Raw genomic sequence first — 17,462 nt, 5'->3', positions numbered from 1 at the left:
CGGCCCCGTCAAGCACGCGCCCCGCGCGCGACGGACGGGACTTCATCGGGCCGGACCCTGTCCTGCACCGGTTCTCCTTACAATCGATCCGATTTTTGCAAATCGGGGTCGGCCGGATTTTTCCGCGACCCGGCGGGGACCGCCGTGCTAGAGGCGCGGGCCGTGCCGCCGCGTTCCGATCCCCGGGAGAATCAACGTGCCCGTCATCCTGATCACCGGCGCCTCGAGCGGCATCGGCGCAGCCCTGGCGCAGCATTACGCCGCCCCCGGAACCACCCTGGTCCTGAACGCCCGCGGGCCCGAGCGCCTGGAGGCGGTGGCCGAGGCCTGCCGGCGCAAGGGCGCCGCGGTCGAGACCCGGGCCCTCGACGTGCGCGACCGCGACGAGGTGCGGGCCTGGATCGACGACGTCTCGGTGCGGATCGGCCTCGACCTCGTCGTCGCCAATGCGGGCGTCAATGGCGGCCATCCGGAGGGGGGGCTCGAGACCGAGGAGACCGCCTTTCTGGTCTATGATGTGAACCTGATGGGCGCCCTCAACGTGGCGCTGCCGGCGGTCGCCCTGATGGCGGCGCGGGGCAGCGGCCAGATCGCCTTGATCTCCTCGCTCGCGGCTTATGCGCCGCTGCCCGACGCGCCGGCCTATAGCGGCACCAAGGCGGCGTTGCTGGCCCACGGCCTCGCCTTGCGCGAGAAGTTAGCGCCGAAGGGCGTGCGGATGAACGTGGTCTGCCCCGGCTACGTGAAGACCGCGATGGGGGCCGATTACGAGGGCTGGCGCCCGCTCGAGATGAGCGCCGAGGCGGCGGCGACGCGCATCGCCAAGGGCCTCGCCCGCGACGAGGCGGTGGTCGCCTTCCCGGCGGCGCTCGCCGCGGCGGCGCGGGGCGCCGGGCTGATCCCGGAATTCTGGCGCCGCCTCGGCATGCGCGGCTTCAGCTTCCGGATGAGCGAGCGGCAGCAGCGCTGACCCCCGTCGCGGAGAGGAAACACCCAGTGCGGATCGCCCTGTTCACCCTCGAGGCCTTGCCCAACGCCCGGGCGGTCCGGCGCTTCGTCGCCGACCATGCCGCGCGGATCGCCTTCGTCGGCCTGTCAGACCCCGAGCGGCCGAGCACCGGCGGGCTGACCGGCCAGGTGCGGCGCCACCTCGCGCGCTCCGGGCCCGGCTTCCTGCCCTATCTCGCGGTGAATTTCGGCCTGCCCGACCTCGCCCGGGGCATCGCGCCGGCGACGCAGGCGCTGTCGGGGAGCCGCGACGTGCCGGAGGCGACCCCGATGCGCACCCTGTGCCGGCGCCTCGGCCTGCCGCACGCCACCATCACCGACGTGAACGGGCCGGAGACGACCGGGCAGCTGCGGGACCACGGTGCCGACCTGATCGTGTCGTTCCATTTTGACCAGATCTTCGACGCCGCGACGCTCGCGGCAGCGCCGAAGGGGGGCCTCAACGTCCACCCTTCGCTGCTGCCGCGCCACCGCGGCCCGGTGCCGACCCTGCACGCGCTCCTGGAGGACAGGCCCGAATTCGGCGTCACGGTGCACCGGCTGGCGACGGCGATCGATGCCGGCGGCATCCTGGCGCAAGCGCCGGTGGCGCTGCCCGCGGACGTCACCGCCTCGCGGGCGGCGGTGCTGCTGCACGAGGCCGGACGGCCGCTGCTGGAGGGAGTGCTGGCCGAGGCCGATCGCACCGGCGTGCTGCCGGAGGGGCGGAGCGTCCCGGTCCTGCCCTATTGCGGCTTCCCGACGCCGGCGCAGCTGCGCGACCTGAAGCGGCGGGGCCGGAAGCTCATCGATACCGGGGATCTGCGGGAGGCGCTGAGCCTGTCGCTCAAGCCGTGATCCGAAAGAATCGGCACTCCGAGGATCGACCTGCACCGACCCGGACAGACCCTCCGTGTCATCCCGGGGCCGCGCAGCGGAACCCGGAATCCATAACCGCTGACGGTTCAGGACGGGCGGCGCGCGATCCGCTTCTTCCGCCAACGTCAGCGTTTATGGATCCCGGGTTCTCGCCTGCGGCGAGCCCCGGGATGACGATGGAGGGTTTCAGCAGCGTCGGAGAGCCGGCTGGCCTCACGCCCGCCGCGACATCAGCCGCTCGACCAGCGAGCCGCCCTGGTTCAGCTCGTCGAGCTCGTCGGCGAGCACCGTCACGGTCTCGCGGATCTGCTCCGGCGTGTGCTCGGAGGTGATGAAGAAGCGCAGGCGCGAGGACCGCTCCGGCACCGCCGGGTGGATGATCGGCTGCACGTTGATGCCGCGCTTGAACAGCCGGTCGGACAGGGTCACGGCCTTGAGCGAGTCGCCGAGGATCACCGGCACCACCGCGAGGCCGAGGCTGAAGCCGGTATCGAGGCCGCGCTCGCGGGCGCAGGCCAGGAAGAGGGCGCCGTTGCGGCGAAGCCGTGCCACCCGCTCCGGCTCGCGCCGCATCAGAGCCAGCGAGGCGGTGGCGGCCGCGGCGAGCGGCGGCGACAGGCCGACCGAGTAGACGAAGCCGCCCGCGGTGCACTTGAGCAGCTCGATCAGCGCAGCGGCGCCCGCGATGTAGCCGCCGCAGGAGGACAGCGTCTTCGACAGCGTGCCCATCCAGATGTCGACGCTGCCGGGGGGCACGTCGCAATGCTCGTGCAGGCCGTGGCCGTCCTGGCCGAGCACGCCGAGGCCGTGGGCGTCGTCGACCATCAGCCAGGCGCCGTAGCGCTCCTTGAGGGCGACCACGCCGGCAAGGTCGGGGGCGTCCCCGTCCATGCTGTAGAGGCCCTCGATCACGATCAGCGCCCGGCGGTGCTCGTGGCGCGTGGCGTGCAGCAGCGATTCGAGGGCCTGGAGGTCGTTATGCGCGAAGCTGCGGCGCTGGGCGCCCGAGAGCTGCGCGCCGGTGACCACCGAGTTGTGGATCAGGGCGTCGTGGTAGATCACGTCGCCGGGCTCGAGCAGGGCCGCGATGGTCGCCACGTTGGTGGCGTGCCCGCTCACCATCACCACGCAGGCCTCGGTGCCGTAATGGGCGGCCAGCGCCTTCTCGAGGGTCAGGTGGCCCGGGCGCTCACCGGCGACGATGCGGCTCGCCGAGGACGAGGTGCCGTATTCCGCCAGCGCACCTTGCGCCGCCGCGTTCACCTCCGGATGGCCGTTGAGGCCGAGATAGTCGTAGGACGAGAAGTTGGTGAAGCTTCGCCCATCGATCCGCGTCGTCGCGCCGGCCTTGGCGTCGTGGACGCGGAAGAACGGGTTGCCCAGGCCGATCAGGTCGGCCGCGGAGCGCTGGAGCTTCAGCTCCTTGTAGGCCGGCAGGCTGTCGAAGCTCTGGGCCTGGGCGAGGGCGGGTTTGGGCGCCGGACGAGCCGGGGCCGGACGGACGGGAGCCTTGCCGAGGCGGGCGGCGACGAAGCCCGCCAGGGCCTCGCGCCCGCCCGCGCCGTGGGAGGATCCACTGCTCATTGGGTGATGACCTTGATGTCCTGGCTGTTCTGCTCGACCAGCACCTGAAGCGACTGGAGCGTTGCGGCGTCGGCCGCCTCGGCACCGCCGTGGCGCTGCGACAGGCTGACCACCGCCGCCGCGCTGTCGTCGACCGGGGCCGCCACCGACTGGATCAGGGTGTCGGCGAGCTCGGTCACGGTCTGGCCGCTCGACACGCCGGAGGGCGGCGCGTCGAGGCCGAAGCGCTCCTGCAGGCTCGCGCCGAGTTCGACGCCCATCAGCGAGTCGAGGCCGATCTCCGAGAGCTGGCGCACCCGGCTGATGTCGTCCTTCGGCAGGCGCAGGATGCGGGCGATGTCCTCGACGATGGCGTCCGCCACGGTCTTGCGGACGTCGTCGAGGTCGTGGGCGCGCAGCAGGCCCGCGATGCTGATCGCCACCTGTCCGCCGGCCTCCGCCTGCTGCTCGGAGCCGAGGCTGGCGTAGCTCGGCGAGCGCAGGGTGGCGAGACGCTCGCGCGCCTTGCCCCAGTGCATCGCCGCGATGGCGATCACCGCGTCGTCGGACGCCGCGCCCTGCACGCCCAGGGCCTCGGCCATCAGGTCGAGGGACTTGCGGGCATCGACCGGGGTCACGCCGACGCGGCCGGCGAGCGTCTCCATCACCGCCTTGTTGCGGGCGAGCACGCCCACGTCGCCGATGGCGCCCCAGGCCACCGCCAGGGCCGGAAGGCCGAGGCGGCGGCGCTGGCGGGCGAGGCCCTCCATGAAGCCGTTGGCGGCGACGTAGGAGCCCTGGCCCGGATTGCCGATGAAGGTCGTGGCCGAGGAGAACAGCACGAAGTAGTCGAGCGCCCGGTCGCGGGTCAGCGCGTCGAGATGGCCGGCGCCGATCACCTTGGGGGCGATCACCGCTTCCAGCGCGGCGGGATCGAGGTTCGCGATCAGGCCGTCCTGCAGCACCATCGCGCCGTGGATGATGCCGGCGAGCTTAGACCCCTTGGCCTCCACCCGGGCGATCAGGCGCTGGACCGCAACGCGGTCGGTGATGTCGCAGGACTCGACCTGCACCGCGACGCCGCGGGCCTTGAGATCGGCGATCGCCGAGAGCGCCGCCTCGCCCGTGGGGGCCTTGCGGCCGACGAGGGCGATGTGGCGCGCGCCCCGGTCGGCGAGCCAGCGCGCCGCCTCGATGCCGAAGCCCCCGAGGCCCCCGGTGACGAGGTGGACGCGGTCGGGCGCCACCACGAAGGGCTTCGTCGTCTCGGCCGGGATCATGCCGGCCTTCGGCGGCGCGATCACGATTTTCCCGATGTGACCCGATTGCTGCATCAGCCGGAACGCGTCCGACACTTCTTCCGCCGCGAAGGGCTGGTAGGGCAGCGCCTTCAGGCTGCCGTCGGTGAACAAAGCCATCACCTCGCGGAACAGCCGCTTGCCCTCGTCCGGCTGGAACTGGAGCAGCTGGTCGAGGTCGACGCCGAAATACGACAGGTTCCGGCGGAACGGCCGCAGGCCGATATGGGTGTTGGCGACGTAGTCGCGCTTGCCCAGCTCGACGAAGCGCCCGAAGGGCTTGAGCGCGTTGAGGCTGCGCTCCATCGCCTCGCCGAACAGGCTGTTGAGCACCACGTCGACGCCGTCGCCGGTGATGCGGCGGATGTCGTCGACGAAGGCGAGCGAGCGCGAGTCGAGCACGTGCTCGGCGCCGAGTGCCTTGACCAGCGCCCGCTTCTCGTTCGAGCCGGCGGTGGCGATGACCCGGGCGCCGCGCATCCGGGCGATCTGGAGCGCGGCGAGGCCCACGCCGCCGGCGCCGCCATGGACCAGCACCCACTCGCCGGCCTTGAGGCGGGCGAGCGTCACGAGGCCGTAATAGGCGGTGAGGAAGGCCACTGGCGTGGTGGCCGCGGCCTCCGGCGACAGCCCCTGGGGGGCGGCCGCCACGACCATCTCGGGCACTACGATGTGGGTGGCGAATCCCGACTGGGCGAAGGCCACCACCCGGTCGCCGGGCTTGAACGCGGTCACGCCCGCGCCCACCGCGGCGACGCGACCGGCGCATTCGAGGCCGAGCCGCGGGCCGGCGAAGCCGTCCTCGAGGATTTCTTCCGGCAGCATCGACAGGGCCCAGAGCACGTCGCGGAAGTTGAGGCCGGTGGCCTCGACCGCGATCTCGATCTGGCCCGCACCGGGGGCGACGCGCTCGGCCGGTCCCCAATGCATCTCGTTGAGGCCGCCGGTGGTGCTGCGCTCGAGCCGCGCGGCCGGGGCCGCGGGACCGGAGCGGCGGGCCGGACGCGCGCCTTGCGAGAACCGCACCACCCGGGTGCAATCGTCGTCGACCACGATCTCGGTTTCGGCTGTGCCGGACAGGATCAGGTCGCGCAGGCGCTCGGCGGCGCGCTTCGAGGGGATGGCCGTCGAGAGGTCGATGCGGCGCACGTCGAGCGACGCCACCTCGTTGGCGAGCGTCCGGGTGAAGGCCCAGATTCCGGCCTCGACGCCGCAGGCGAGCCCGCCGCGGTCGCGGGTGGCACCGGGGCAGACCACCCAGAGCCGGGTCGGGCGGCTGCCGAGATGCTCGACGCAGCGCTTGAGCCCGAGGCAGCGCTCGCGCAGCCGCTCGGCCGGCTCGCCGCCGCGGTTGAAGGCGCCGGCGAGATACACGACCGTGTCGGGCGTCTCGCGCTCCAGCTCTCGAAGCGAGGCCTCGGAATCGAGGATGATCGAGACGTGGACCCCGCTCGCGACCAGAAGAGTCGCCAGCGACGAGGCGGTCTCGGCCGCGAACTCGTCCTCCGAGCCGATCACGAAGGCGAAGGTCTGGCCGGCGGCCGCCTTCGGCCGCGGCGGGGCTTCCGCCAGCAGCAGCAGGTCGTTGCCGTTGCGGGTAACCGCGCGGTCCGCCGCGACCTTGACGAGGCCGACGGCGCTCAACGAGCGCTGCCAGCCCGCGACGTCGTCGAGGCGCCCGACCGGAACCTCGCCCGCAGTCTCGAACCAGCCGGGGTTGAGGCCGAACACCATGTCACGGAACAGCGAAGCACCGGGCTCGACCGCCGCGAACAGGCCGCCGGCGGCGAGCGAGGCCGCGAGCGGGGTGAGCAGGTCGCGGGAGGCGCGGTGCAGAACGTCGCTCGCCAGCACCGCGTCGAAGGCGGCAAGGCCCAGAGTCGCCGGATCCTCGACGATCGTGACGCCGGAGGGCAGGGCGAGGCGGGCGCGCTCGGCGAGGCGCCGGTCGGACTCGAACACCGTCAGGCGCGCCTCGTGCAGGCCTGCGAAGGTCGCGACCTGGGCCGAGAGTGGCCCGAACCCGACCTGGAGCAGGCGCAGGGCCCGGTCGCGCGGGAGCGACGCGGCGCTGTCGGAGAGGAGCCGCATCACCGCATCGGCGGAGGCCCGTACGGTGGCGCCGCGGAGCGAGAACGCGTCGAGGGCTGCCTGCGGCAGGGATGGGGCGTCCGAGAGGGTACCGGCGAGGATGCGCGAGACCACGGCGCCGAGATCGGCGCAGAGCAGGAGCTCCGCCGACAGCTCGGGATGATCGGCCGCGATCCAGCGCATGATCTCGTCGGGCGCAGGGAGAGTGACATCGGCGCGCAGGCGCCAGCGTCCGTCGCCCGCCCCCTCCGCGAGGCCGCTGACCTCGAGCGCCAGGAGCTGGTTGGTCAACCAGGGGCGCAAGAGCGCCGGCAGCCGGCGCGAAGCCGCGACATCGACGACGCCGCCGACCGCGAGGCCGCGGGCGAGCCGGTCGGCGAGCGAGGTCGCCCAGCCTTCGAGCAGCATGTGGCCGGCGCCGAGCGCCGCCTCGCCGGTCGCCGTGACCGCGCCGGCCTGCCGGCGGACCAGGGCCGCGATGGCGGGCTGCGGCTCGAGGGCGATCGCCGTCGGCTCGGTGGCGAGCTCGGTGAACTGCCGGATCGCGAAGGCGTCGAGGTCGTTGCCGGCCTTCATGCGCAGGGCCTGGAACCGGCCCTCGCGCAAGGTGGCGATCACCTCGCCGGCTTCGTCCACCAGGGTGAAGTCGGCCAGGATGCTGCGCTCGTTGCAGCGCCGCGTGCGGATTACCGCCCGGTCGATCGCCGCGCCGGGGCGCACGAGCCGGATCTCGCCGAAGCGGATCGGCACGTAGGCCCGGCTCGCCGCCTCGCCGAGGAGGTCGGCGAAGAGCAGGATCAGCCCGTGGAAGCAGGAATCGAGGCGCGCCGGCACGAGGCCGTAGCGGGTGCTCGCCTCGGCGGGCACGAGGTCGGAGACGATGGTGGCGTCGTCGAGCCGGGCCGAACGGGCGACCTGGCGGAAGGACGGGCCGAAGCCGAGGCCGGAGGCCTTCGCGCGGGCGTAGAGCGCCTCGCCCTCGACCGTCGTCTCGGAGGGCAGGGCCGCCACGTCGCGGCCGGTGAGGCGTGCCGGAGGCGGCGTCTCGCCCTCGACCAGCTTGGCGACGGCGTGGAGCTGCCAGGGCGCCTGGCTCAGGCGCGGACGGGAGAGGATCTGCACCAGGTTGGCGCCGGGCGAGAACCGGCACAGCACCTCGCGCACCGCGTCCTCGGCGAAGACCATCGGCTGCTGGATCTCGAGGTCGGCGAGCGTCACGCTCTCCGAGCGCACGATCTCGCGGCCGACCGCCAGCGCCATCTCGGCGAAGCCGGCGCCGGGCAGGATCGCCTGGCCGTCGATGCGGTGGTCGTCGAGCTCGGGCACCGTCGCGACGTCGAGATGGGCCAGCCATTCCAGCCCGTCCGGACCCTGGCGGGTGCCGATCAGCGGGTGGTAGGGCCGGGCGCTCGCCGGGTTCGTCGCCTCGGTAGTCTCCGGCAGGCGGAAGACCTTGCGCTGCCAGGGATAGTGCGGCAGCGCCACGCTGCCGGCCGGATCGGCGCCGAAGGCCAGGGCCTCGTCGACCGCGGCACCGGCCGCGAGCGACGCCGCCAGCGCGCGCCGGAACGGATCGGTGGCGAGCGTCTTCTTCGGCAGCACGCCGACGGTGGCGGCGTCGAGGCCGAGGGGCTCGAGGCAGTCGCCGATATGGGGCAGCAGGGTCGGGCGCGGGCCGACCTCGACGAAGATCCGGGCGCCGGCTTGCGCCGCGGCCTGGATCGCCGCGCTAAACCGCACCGGCTCGCGGATGTTGCGCCACCAGTAGCCGGCGTCGAAGGCGGTGCCGTCGAGCACGTCGCCGGTCACGGTCGAGGCGAGCGGCACGGTGCCGGCGGAGGGCTTGAGCCCGGCGAGGTCGCGCCGCAGCGGCGCCTCGATCGGGTTCATCAGCCGGCCGTGGAAGGCGTAGTCGAGGTCGAGCTTGCGGCCGCGGCGGCGCTTGCGCGCGAGCGCCTTCATGGCGGCGTCGATCGCCGCCACGGGACCCGCCACCGTCACGGCTTTCGGGCTGTTATAGGCGGCGATGTCGAGCTCGGGGTAGTCGACGAGGAAGGTCTGCACCTCCTCGACGGGGGCGAGCAGCACCGCCATGGTGCCGAGCCCGCGGGTCGCCTCCTGGTGCTTCGAGCGGTAGAAGATGACCTTCACCGCCTGCTCGAGCGTCAGGATGCCGGCGGCTTCCGCCGCACCGATCTCGCCGACGGAGTGGCCAACGATCGCGGTCGGCGTGAGGCCCACGGCCTTCAGCGCCGCAGTGGAGGCGGCCTCGATGGCGAAGATCAGCGGCTGCGACACGCTGGTGAGGGCGAGGCGCTCCTCCAGGTCGTCGGCGAGCAGCGCATCCTTCAGCGACCAGCCGGCGAGCGGCCGGAACAGGGCGTCGGCCTCGTCGAAGCGGGCGCGGAAGACCGGGTTGAGGGTATAGGCGTCGCGGCCCATCCCGGCCCACTGGCTGCCGTTGCCCGAATACACGAAGGCGACGCCGCCGGCGCGCTCGACCGCGGTGGCGACGACCGCCGCGGGAGTCTCCTCGCCCTCGGCGACGCTGCGCAGCACATCGGCGACCTCCTCGGTGCCGAGGTCGCGCAGCGGGATCGCGGCGCGGACCGGCAGGCGCTCGCGGCGATGCGCGGCGGCCGCGGCGACGCGGGCGATCTCGGCCGCATCCGCCCCGTCGAGGCGGGCGGCGTAGTCCTGGGCGAGGTCGGCGAGCGCCGCCTTGGTCTGGGCCGAGACCAGCAGCACCTCCGGCGCCGCAGCCTGTGCGGCGGGCGCGGCCGAGGCCGCGACGGGCGCCGGGTCGGTCAGGATGACGTGCGCGTTGGTGCCGCCGAAGCCGAACGAGTTGACGCCGGCGAAGCGCTCCTTCGCCGTGCGGGGCAAAGGCCGCAGCTCCCGGTTGACCGCGAGGTTCAGCTCGTCGAACGGGATCGCCGGGTTGAGCTCGGCGCTGTGCAGCGAGGGCGGCAGCAGGTCGTGCTCGAGCGCCAGGCTCGCCTTGAGCAGGCCGGCGAGGCCGGAGACCGGCTCGGTATGGCCGATATTGGTCTTGATCGAGCCGATCGGCAGGGGCGTGGAACGGCCGCGGCCGAGCTTGCCGCCGATGGCGCCGGCCTCGATCGGATCGCCCACCGGGGTGCCGGTGCCGTGGGCCTCCATGAAGGCGATCGCGTCGAGGGAGACCCCGGCCTCGCGGTAGATCTCCTCCAGCAGCGCGCCCTGCGCGTAGCCCGACGGCAGGGAGATGCCGGTGGTGCGCCCGTCGGAATTCACCTTCGAGGCGGCGATCACGCCCCGCACCGTCGCGCCGTTGCGGGCGGCGGCCGCCGCCGATTGCAGCACCAGGACGACGCCGCCCTCGGCGCGCACGTAGCCGTCGGCGCTGGCCGAGAAGGCTTGGCACAGGCCCGTCCGCGACAGCATCGAGGCGTTGGAGAACGACACGAAGTTGAACGGGCTCACCAGCAGGTTGACGCCCGCCACCACCGCCGTGTCGATCCGCCCCGAGGCGATCGCCGCCACCGCGGCGTCGAGGGCGACGAGGGACGACGAGCAGGCGGTGTCGAGGGTGAAGCTCGGCCCCTTCAGGTCGAAGATGTAGGAGATGCGGTTCGACAGGATCGACAGCGTGTTGCCGGTCGCCGCGTAGGCGTCGCCCGAGGCGGAGTCGAGCACCCGCAGGTTGCCGTAATCGAGCGAGGAGGCGCCCACGAACACGCCGACCGGGCTGCCGGCCACCGCCGACGGCCGCAGGCCCGCGCTCTCCAGCGCCTCCCAGGTCAGCTCCAGCAGCAGGCGCTGCTGCGGGTCCATCTGCTCGGCCTCGCGGGGCGAGATGCCGAACACGGAGGGATCGAAGGACCAGGGATCGTCGATGACGCCGGCGGCCCAGGTGTAGCTCTTGCCGCGCTCCTGCGCCCGCGGGTGGCCCATGCGCTCGAGGGACCAGCGGTCCTCCGGGATGCGCGAGACGGCGCACCGTCCCTCGATGAGCATCTGCCACAGGCTGTCGACGCCAGAGGCGCCCGGAAGCCGGCAGGCCCGACCGATGATCGCGATGTCAGGACGCTGTGTCACGTTCGATTCGCACACGCTCTTTTACGGAGGACCGGAGGCGACGGCGCCGCACCCGGGCATTCAACCCAACCCATAGTATGACACCCGCGTCGCGCCAACCCCGGAACGGCACGACCCGCCCCGAAGAAGCAAGACTTGGCTCAAGTGTGACATCCCTTCATCAGTCGAAGTCCTGCCCCAAGACCAGGCACAACGCCTGCACAAGCGACACAACACTGTCATCTGGAAGAAATGCCGAACCTCATGGAGCGTCGGGTTAAGCTTGGCGCGGTCCAGGCGGGGCCGGGACGCGTCCGAACCGTTAGACCCGATGAATCGGGTCGCAATGCGGCAGACCGGCCCGGGACCTGCCCGCGCGCGGTCAGAAGGCCTTGAAGGTGATGATGGTGCGGGTATCCTGGATATCCGCGATGGTCTGCACGTGCTCGGCCACGAAATGCCCGATATCCACCCCGTCATCGACGTGGAACTTCGCCAGAACATCGTAATGACCAGCGGTGGAATAGATCTCGGACGCGATCTCGCGGTCGGCCAGGGCGCTTGCCACGGTGTAGGTCTTGCCCAGGCGGCACTTGATCTCGACGAAGAAGGTCTGCATCGGCTGGCTCCCGGCGGGCGGTGGTCGCTGGTCTCGAAGAAGTCTTGGAACTGGAAAAATTCTTAGGGGCGCCGTCGCGGAGGTCACGGCCGCCCGATGCTGGCATAGGTGAAGCCGTGCCGGCGGGCATCCTCGGGCCGGTAGACGTTGCGCAGGTCGACCATGACGGGCTCGGCCATGGCGGCGTGCAGGCGCTTGAGGTCGAGCGCCCGGAACGCGTCCCACTCGGTCACGATCACGAGAGCGTGCGCCCCCGACGCGCAGGCATACGGATCGGCGGCGTAGTCCACCTGGCTCAACAGGCCCTGCGCCTGCTCCACCCCCTCCGGGTCGTAGGCCACCACCTGGGCCCCCGCATCCTGCAGGCCCGCGATGATCGCCAGCGACGGCGCGTCGCGCATGTCGTCGGTATTCGGCTTGAACGTCAGACCTAGCACCGCGATCCGCTTGCCACGCACGGAGCCGCCGCAGGCCGCCACCACCTTGCGCGCCATCGCGCGCTTCCTCTGGTCGTTGACCGCCACCACCGTCTCGACCAGCCGCACCGGGCTGCCTGCATCTTGCGCCGTCTTGACCAGCGCCAGCGTGTCCTTGGGGAAGCACGAACCGCCGTAGCCCGGGCCGGCATGCAGGAACTTGCGCCCGATGCGGTTGTCGAGCCCGATGCCGCGGGCGACCTCCTGCACGTCGGCGCCGACCTGCTCGCACAGGTCCGCGATCTCGTTGATGAAGGTGATCTTGGTCGCCAGGAAGGCGTTCGCCGCATACTTAGTCAGCTCGGCGGTGCGCCGGGACGTCACCAGGATCGGCGCGTGGTTGAGGTAGAGCGGGCGGTAGAGCTCGCTCACCACGGCGGCGGCCTGGGGATCGTCGGCACCGATGACGATGCGGTCGGGACGCTTGAAGTCGGAGATCGCCGCGCCCTCGCGCAGGAATTCGGGGTTGGAGGCGACCGCGATGGCGATGTCAGGCCTCGCCTCGCGGACGATGCGCTCGACCTCGTCGCCGGTGCCGACCGGCACGGTGGACTTGGTGACGACGACGGTCGGCCCGGTGACGGCGCCGGCGATGTCGCGGGCGGCCTGGTAGACGTAAGTGAGGTCGGCGAAGCCGTCGCCGCGGCGCGACGGGGTGCCGACGGCGATGAAGACGGCGTCGGCGCCGGCGACGGCCTGCCTAAGGTCGGTGGTGAAGGAGAGGCGGCTCTGGCGCACGTTCTCGGCCACCAGCGCGTCGAGGCCGGGCTCGTAGATCGGGATACGGCCGTCGTTCAGGGCGGCGATCTTCTCGGGCGCGGTGTCGACGCACACGACGGCGTGGCCGAAATCGGCGAAGCACGCTCCGGACACCAGGCCGACATAGCCCGCTCCCACCATCGCAACGCGCATCTCACGTCCTCCCGGCAGCGGCGCGGCCCCGTGCCCGCGGGCATCGCTGTAGCGTTGCAGTGCAAAACGGGCAACGGGCGCGCCGTCACCAAAGGCGGAACAGCGCCTTCGCCCGGGCGAGGTTTGGGTTGTAATAGGGGTCGTTGCGGAGTTCCGGGCCCCAGCGCTCGGTCATGGTGGCGACCTCGGCCTCGAAGCGGGCGCGCTTCTCCGGCGTGTCCTCCTTGCCGCGGCTCTTCGATTCGTGGTGGGTCAGGGCGGCGTGCGGCGTCCAGATCACGCTGTAGCCGGCCTTGCGCACCCGCAGGCACAGGTCGATGTCGTTGAAGGCCACCGCCAGGCGCTCGGCATCGAAGCGGCCGACCGCGTCGAACACCTCGCGGCGGATCATCAGGCAGGCGCCGGTCACCGCCGAGACCTCCTGCGCAATCACCATGCGGCCGAAATACCCCGGGTCGTCGGGCCCGATATCCGGATGGCTGTGGCCGGCCACGCCGCCCACGCCGAGCACCACGCCGCCGTGCTGGAGCGTGCCGTCCGGATAGGACAGCTTGGCGCCGACGGCCCCCACCGCCGGCTCGACCGCGATCGAGGCCATCTCGGCGAGCCAGCCCGGTTCGCGCACCTCGATGTCGTTGTTGAGGAACAGGAGCAGGGATCCGCTCGCCGCGGCCGCGCCGTCGTTCGACAGCCCCGAGAAGTTGAAGGGCCCCGGCCGCGACAGCACCCGCACCCGCGGATCGGCGGCCGCCTCCGCGAGCAGGCCTTTGGCCGCCGGCTCGGTGCTGCCGTTGTCGACCACCACGACCTCGATGGCGGGATAGTCGGTGCGGGTGAGGAGCCCGTCCAGGACGACGCGCAGGAGCTCGGCCCGGTCCTTGGTCGGGATGACGACCGAGACGCGCGGCGCCGGATCAGGCAGGGCGCGCACCAGCCGGTTGAAGCCCAGCGGCCCGCGCTCGACCCGGTGCGGCCAGCCGCGCCGCGCCACCAGCTCCTCGAGCGCCCGCAGGCGCGCCGCCTCGGCCCGCGCCAGGAACGCGTCCGAGAAGGTGCCGGAGCCGATCGCGGTGCGCCAGTGGTAGAGGATCACCGGCAGGTGGCGGACGCGGGCGGGATCGAGCCGGTCGCTCAGGCGCAGGAGCAGGTCGTGGTCCTGGCTGCCCTCGAAGCCGGTCCGCAGGCCCCCGACCGCCTCGACCAGGCTGCGGCGCACCACGGTCAGGTGGTTGAGGTAGTTCTGGCCGTAGAGGAGTTCCGGGTTCCAGTCGCCCTTGAAATGCGGCTCGAAGCGCCGCCCGTCGGCGTCGATCTTGTCCTCGTCGCTGTAGATCAGGTCGAGGTCCGGCTCGCGCCGGATGGCTTTGGCCACCTCGTAGAGGGCGTGGGCCGGCAGGACGTCGTCGTGGTCCATGAAGGCGATGTAGGCCCCGCGCGCGAGGCCGAGCGCGGTGTTGGTGGCGGCCGCGATGTGGCCGTTCTCGGGCCGGCGCACGACGCGGATGCGGGGCTCCTCGGCGGCGGCCCGGGCGAGCCGGCGCGGCACCGCCGGATCGGTCGAGGCGTCGTCGGCGATGCAGAGTTCCCAGTGCGGGTAGAGCTGCGCGCGGACCGAGCGCAGGGCCTCCTCCAGCACCGTCGCACCCGGATCGTAGACCGGCATCACCACCGAGATCAGCGGGGGATCGCGCCACTGCGCCACCTCGGCGGCGATGCGGGCGCGGTCGGCCTCGCTCAACGTGTCGAAGTGGCGGACCCAGGTATCGTAGCCGGTGAGCCCCGGCGGCACGAGGGCGCGGGCGAGGCGGTGCTGCGAGCGCACCCTTTTGCCGACCGCGCGCCACAGCAGGGCCTCACCGGTGAGGAGAGGCCGGCGCAGGGCCGCCCGGCCGACCAGGGCGAGGCGGCTCCGCACCGTGACGGTGAACTCGGCGATGTTCAGGCCCGCCTCGCCGAGCATCGGCGTGAGCGTCAGGGCCGTGGTGCCGGCGGGCAGCCGCCCGAGCCAGGTGAAGCGCCCGTGGCCGAAGGCGCGTTCGGACAGGCTGGTGCCCTGCGGCCCCTCCGGCCCGTCGACGATCGCGGCCAGCTCGACCCGGCTGAAGGCGCCGTGATTCTCGTCCTTGAAGGCGATGCTCACCCAGCGCCCGCCGAGCCCGAGATCCGCCACGTCGAGGCGCAGGCCCTGCGCCCCGAACTCGAGCGTGAGGCGGGCAAAGTCCCGCGCCACGGTCCGCCCGCGCCCGAGGCGGAGCGCGGCGCGCAGGGGGGCGTGAGGAGGCGCGACGGGGGAAGGGGTCTGGGCTGTCACCTGTCCTCGCGCCTCCGGCAGCCGCCTCGGCAGGCTGCCATCATCATCAATAAAATCAATTGGTTAGACCGATCTCTCAGGGCGACCGTTTAGCAGGGGCGCGGCGCGGCTGGCAAGGTCTATCCCCGCGGGGGCGGGGAACACGTTGGTGTACGGGTTGTCGAAGTAAGTGAAGACGGTTCATCCCCGCGCCTGCGGGGAACACGGCGGGCCCATCATCGCGTACAACAAGCTTAACTTGGCCAATTACCCCGCCGATGCCTGGGATGGCGATGTTGAGATTATCAAATGCGAATGATCTTGTTGCACAAACCGTTTAATATAAGTAAGAATCATAGCTGTCTTGAATTCGTGCGCAAATGATATTTTTAGCTGCGATCAAGCGACCTATTAAGACTGCGAAAATCGGCGGATACCCTCGATCGGAGAAGAATTTAACGATATCCCCGCATGATTCGCTGGATTGTCTTTATTTGTCAACATATTCTAGTTATTTCATTTTAGCCTCAAACTAAATATGACGAAGTCGATTACAATATCTCTTGTTCCGATCAACGCTTCAACTAAGGAGAACTGAAATGTTTAAGTTCTTCGCATCCTTGATGTTCGTGCTCGCCGCCGCCTGTATGCCAACAAAAGCAAGCGCTGGGCTATTCTTCTGCAATAATTCTGGGCAGGAAATCGCGGTTGCCGTCGGCTGGAACCAAGACGGCACATGGGTTTCAAAAGGATGGTATCGGATCAAGCCGCGCAACTGCGACGCAACCTTGTTAGGCGTACTGCAAAAACGTCGGTATTACTACTATGCCGAGTCAATGGAAAGCAATCTTTCGTGGGGCGGGCAAGGGGACAGCGACGCAGGCTATTTCTGCACAACTAGCAAGGCATTCTATTTGGACAGTTCGTCAAACAATTGTGAAGGTCATAATTTTAAACAGCTGTGGGTAGGAGAAGATCATCAATTTACCGTTACACTTACAGAGACGCAGCGCGATCCTGCAACAGCTGCTTTAAATTGTCGGAATACAATGCAGCAGGGTACTGACGCTTTCGCAAAATGCTGGATGCGCAATGTTGCTACGGATAAGCAGCGTCGCATTCTTGATTGCGTTGATCACACCAAATCAAAAGATAGTCTCGCTATTTGCGCCACAAAGGATGGACTTGGAGGCGATGCCTACAAAGTTGCAACGTGCGCCAATAAATATTCGGAAGATCGTAGGGGTGACATTTTTCTATCATGTGTCGCCAAAGGATCTCTTTCAGAAGAACAAGAGCGCATCTTCAATTGCGCTGTCACTAACAAGGGGAACTACGCCGCCATGGGGTCATGCGCCCTTTCTGGGCAGCTTACCCCCGAACAGCGACGAGTCTACGATTGTGTGGCTGTGAATTACAATAATTATGCCAAGGCTGGGCTATGTGCCGCTGGAAACAATTTGTCGCCTGAGCAGCAACGGATAGCCGGCTGCGTCCTTAACAATAAGGGAAGCTACATGCAGATGGGAGTCTGCGCGGTCGGGAGTAATTTGACGCCAGAGCAGCAAGTTTTTGCGAGTTGCGCAGTTTCAACAGGCGGACAGCCTTACGCTTTCGCGGGGTGTGTCGGCACTCAATTGACAATGAATGAACTGCAAAAGTGTATGACCGATGGCATCGGAGGAAGTGGTTGCTTCGGCGATAACAACACAGCAGTCAAGTTTGTGAGCAATGCGTGGAAGGATGTCACAGAAGGGCCAGGACCAAGCAATGACCTCCTCGGGCAGGACGGGTTTATAGGGCGCAAGCTCAACGATATCGCGGGCGATCTGACACATGGCCCGGGAGAAAACAACGATCTTGTTGGGCGAAATGGTTTTGTCTGCCGGACTTTTTTAGGCGGCGGCTGACGCAGGCAAATGGCGGCGCCGGGTTCGCGTCCTCTCTCCAGGGCAACGCGCAGCAGGCCAAGAACCTCGAGGCGGCAGTCCGAGCGCTCCCCGAGGGCGACACGGTGTGGTCGGGCGGTTCATCCCCGCGCCTGCGGGGAACACGGCGCGCTGCTGGTGCTGGCGCTCGCCGCAATCGGTTCATCCCCGCGCCTGCGGGGAACACAACGGGTCGGGGACGCGCCCCTACTGCATCACCGGTTCATCCCCGCGCCTGCGGGGAACACGCATTCGTTTACAAAATCCAGCGTTCGGGGATCGGTTCATCCCCGCGCCTGCGGGGAACACTCCCCGCCGGTCCTCCCGTAGGCGAGTGCGCGCGGTTCATCCCCGCGCCTG

At 69.9% G+C, this 17,462-nt stretch carries 8 protein-coding genes and 1 CRISPR repeat array (1 of these 9 running past the window's edge); of the genes, 3 read left to right on the top strand and 5 right to left on the bottom strand.

Annotated features, from left to right (window positions below; translation table 11 throughout):
- The first annotated feature begins 196 nt into the window (after positions 1–196).
- Together ABZT49_RS15110 and ABZT49_RS15105 are read left to right on the top strand one after the other, a co-directional pair.
- Entirely contained in the window at positions 197–970 is a 774-nt protein-coding gene (locus tag ABZT49_RS15110; RefSeq protein ID WP_355286847.1) for an SDR family NAD(P)-dependent oxidoreductase, read from the top strand.
- A gap of 26 nt (positions 971–996) precedes the next feature.
- Positions 997–1,845 carry a formyltransferase family protein gene (locus tag ABZT49_RS15105; protein ID WP_355286846.1) on the top strand — a complete coding sequence of 283 codons (849 nt, stop codon included), beginning with the start codon at positions 997–999 and terminating at the stop codon, positions 1,843–1,845.
- A gap of 234 nt (positions 1,846–2,079) precedes the next feature.
- Here ABZT49_RS15105 and ABZT49_RS15100 read toward each other — a convergent pair whose 3' ends face one another.
- The 5 genes from ABZT49_RS15100 to ABZT49_RS15080 form a co-directional block, all read right to left on the bottom strand.
- Positions 2,080–3,450 (bottom strand): aminotransferase class I/II-fold pyridoxal phosphate-dependent enzyme, encoded by a 1,371-nt coding sequence (locus ABZT49_RS15100; protein WP_355286845.1) that lies wholly within the window; start codon positions 3,448–3,450, stop codon positions 2,080–2,082.
- Positions 3,447–10,898, bottom strand: a complete 7,452-nt coding sequence (locus ABZT49_RS15095; RefSeq protein ID WP_355286844.1) for an SDR family NAD(P)-dependent oxidoreductase — start codon at positions 10,896–10,898, stop codon at positions 3,447–3,449. The genes ABZT49_RS15100 and ABZT49_RS15095 overlap by 4 nt, the downstream gene beginning before the upstream one ends.
- A gap of 361 nt (positions 10,899–11,259) precedes the next feature.
- On the bottom strand, positions 11,260–11,496 hold the full coding sequence (locus ABZT49_RS15090; protein ID WP_048426071.1) for an Lrp/AsnC ligand binding domain-containing protein: 237 nt from the start codon (positions 11,494–11,496) through the stop codon (positions 11,260–11,262).
- Positions 11,497–11,579: 83 nt separating this feature from the next.
- A complete protein-coding gene (locus tag ABZT49_RS15085) occupies positions 11,580–12,884 on the bottom strand; it encodes a UDP-glucose/GDP-mannose dehydrogenase family protein (protein ID WP_355286843.1) in 1,305 nt (434 codons plus the stop codon).
- An 85-nt stretch (positions 12,885–12,969) separates the two neighbouring features.
- On the bottom strand, positions 12,970–15,114 hold the full coding sequence (locus ABZT49_RS15080; RefSeq protein ID WP_355286856.1) for a glycosyltransferase family 2 protein: 2,145 nt from the start codon (positions 15,112–15,114) through the stop codon (positions 12,970–12,972).
- A gap of 659 nt (positions 15,115–15,773) precedes the next feature.
- Between ABZT49_RS15080 and ABZT49_RS15075 the strand changes: the two genes are divergently transcribed.
- Positions 15,774–17,084, top strand: a complete 1,311-nt coding sequence (locus ABZT49_RS15075; RefSeq protein ID WP_355286842.1) for a DUF1036 domain-containing protein — start codon at positions 15,774–15,776, stop codon at positions 17,082–17,084.
- Positions 17,085–17,199: 115 nt separating this feature from the next.
- A CRISPR array of direct repeats spans positions 17,200–17,462; the repeat unit is 29 nt; unit sequence CGGTTCATCCCCGCGCCTGCGGGGAACAC; it runs 1,438 nt beyond the window's last position.

It is taken from the genome of Methylobacterium sp. EM32 (assembly GCF_040593685.1).
Taxonomy (GTDB): domain Bacteria; phylum Pseudomonadota; class Alphaproteobacteria; order Rhizobiales; family Beijerinckiaceae; genus Methylobacterium.
This window is presented reverse-complemented; position numbering and strand designations above follow the sequence as displayed.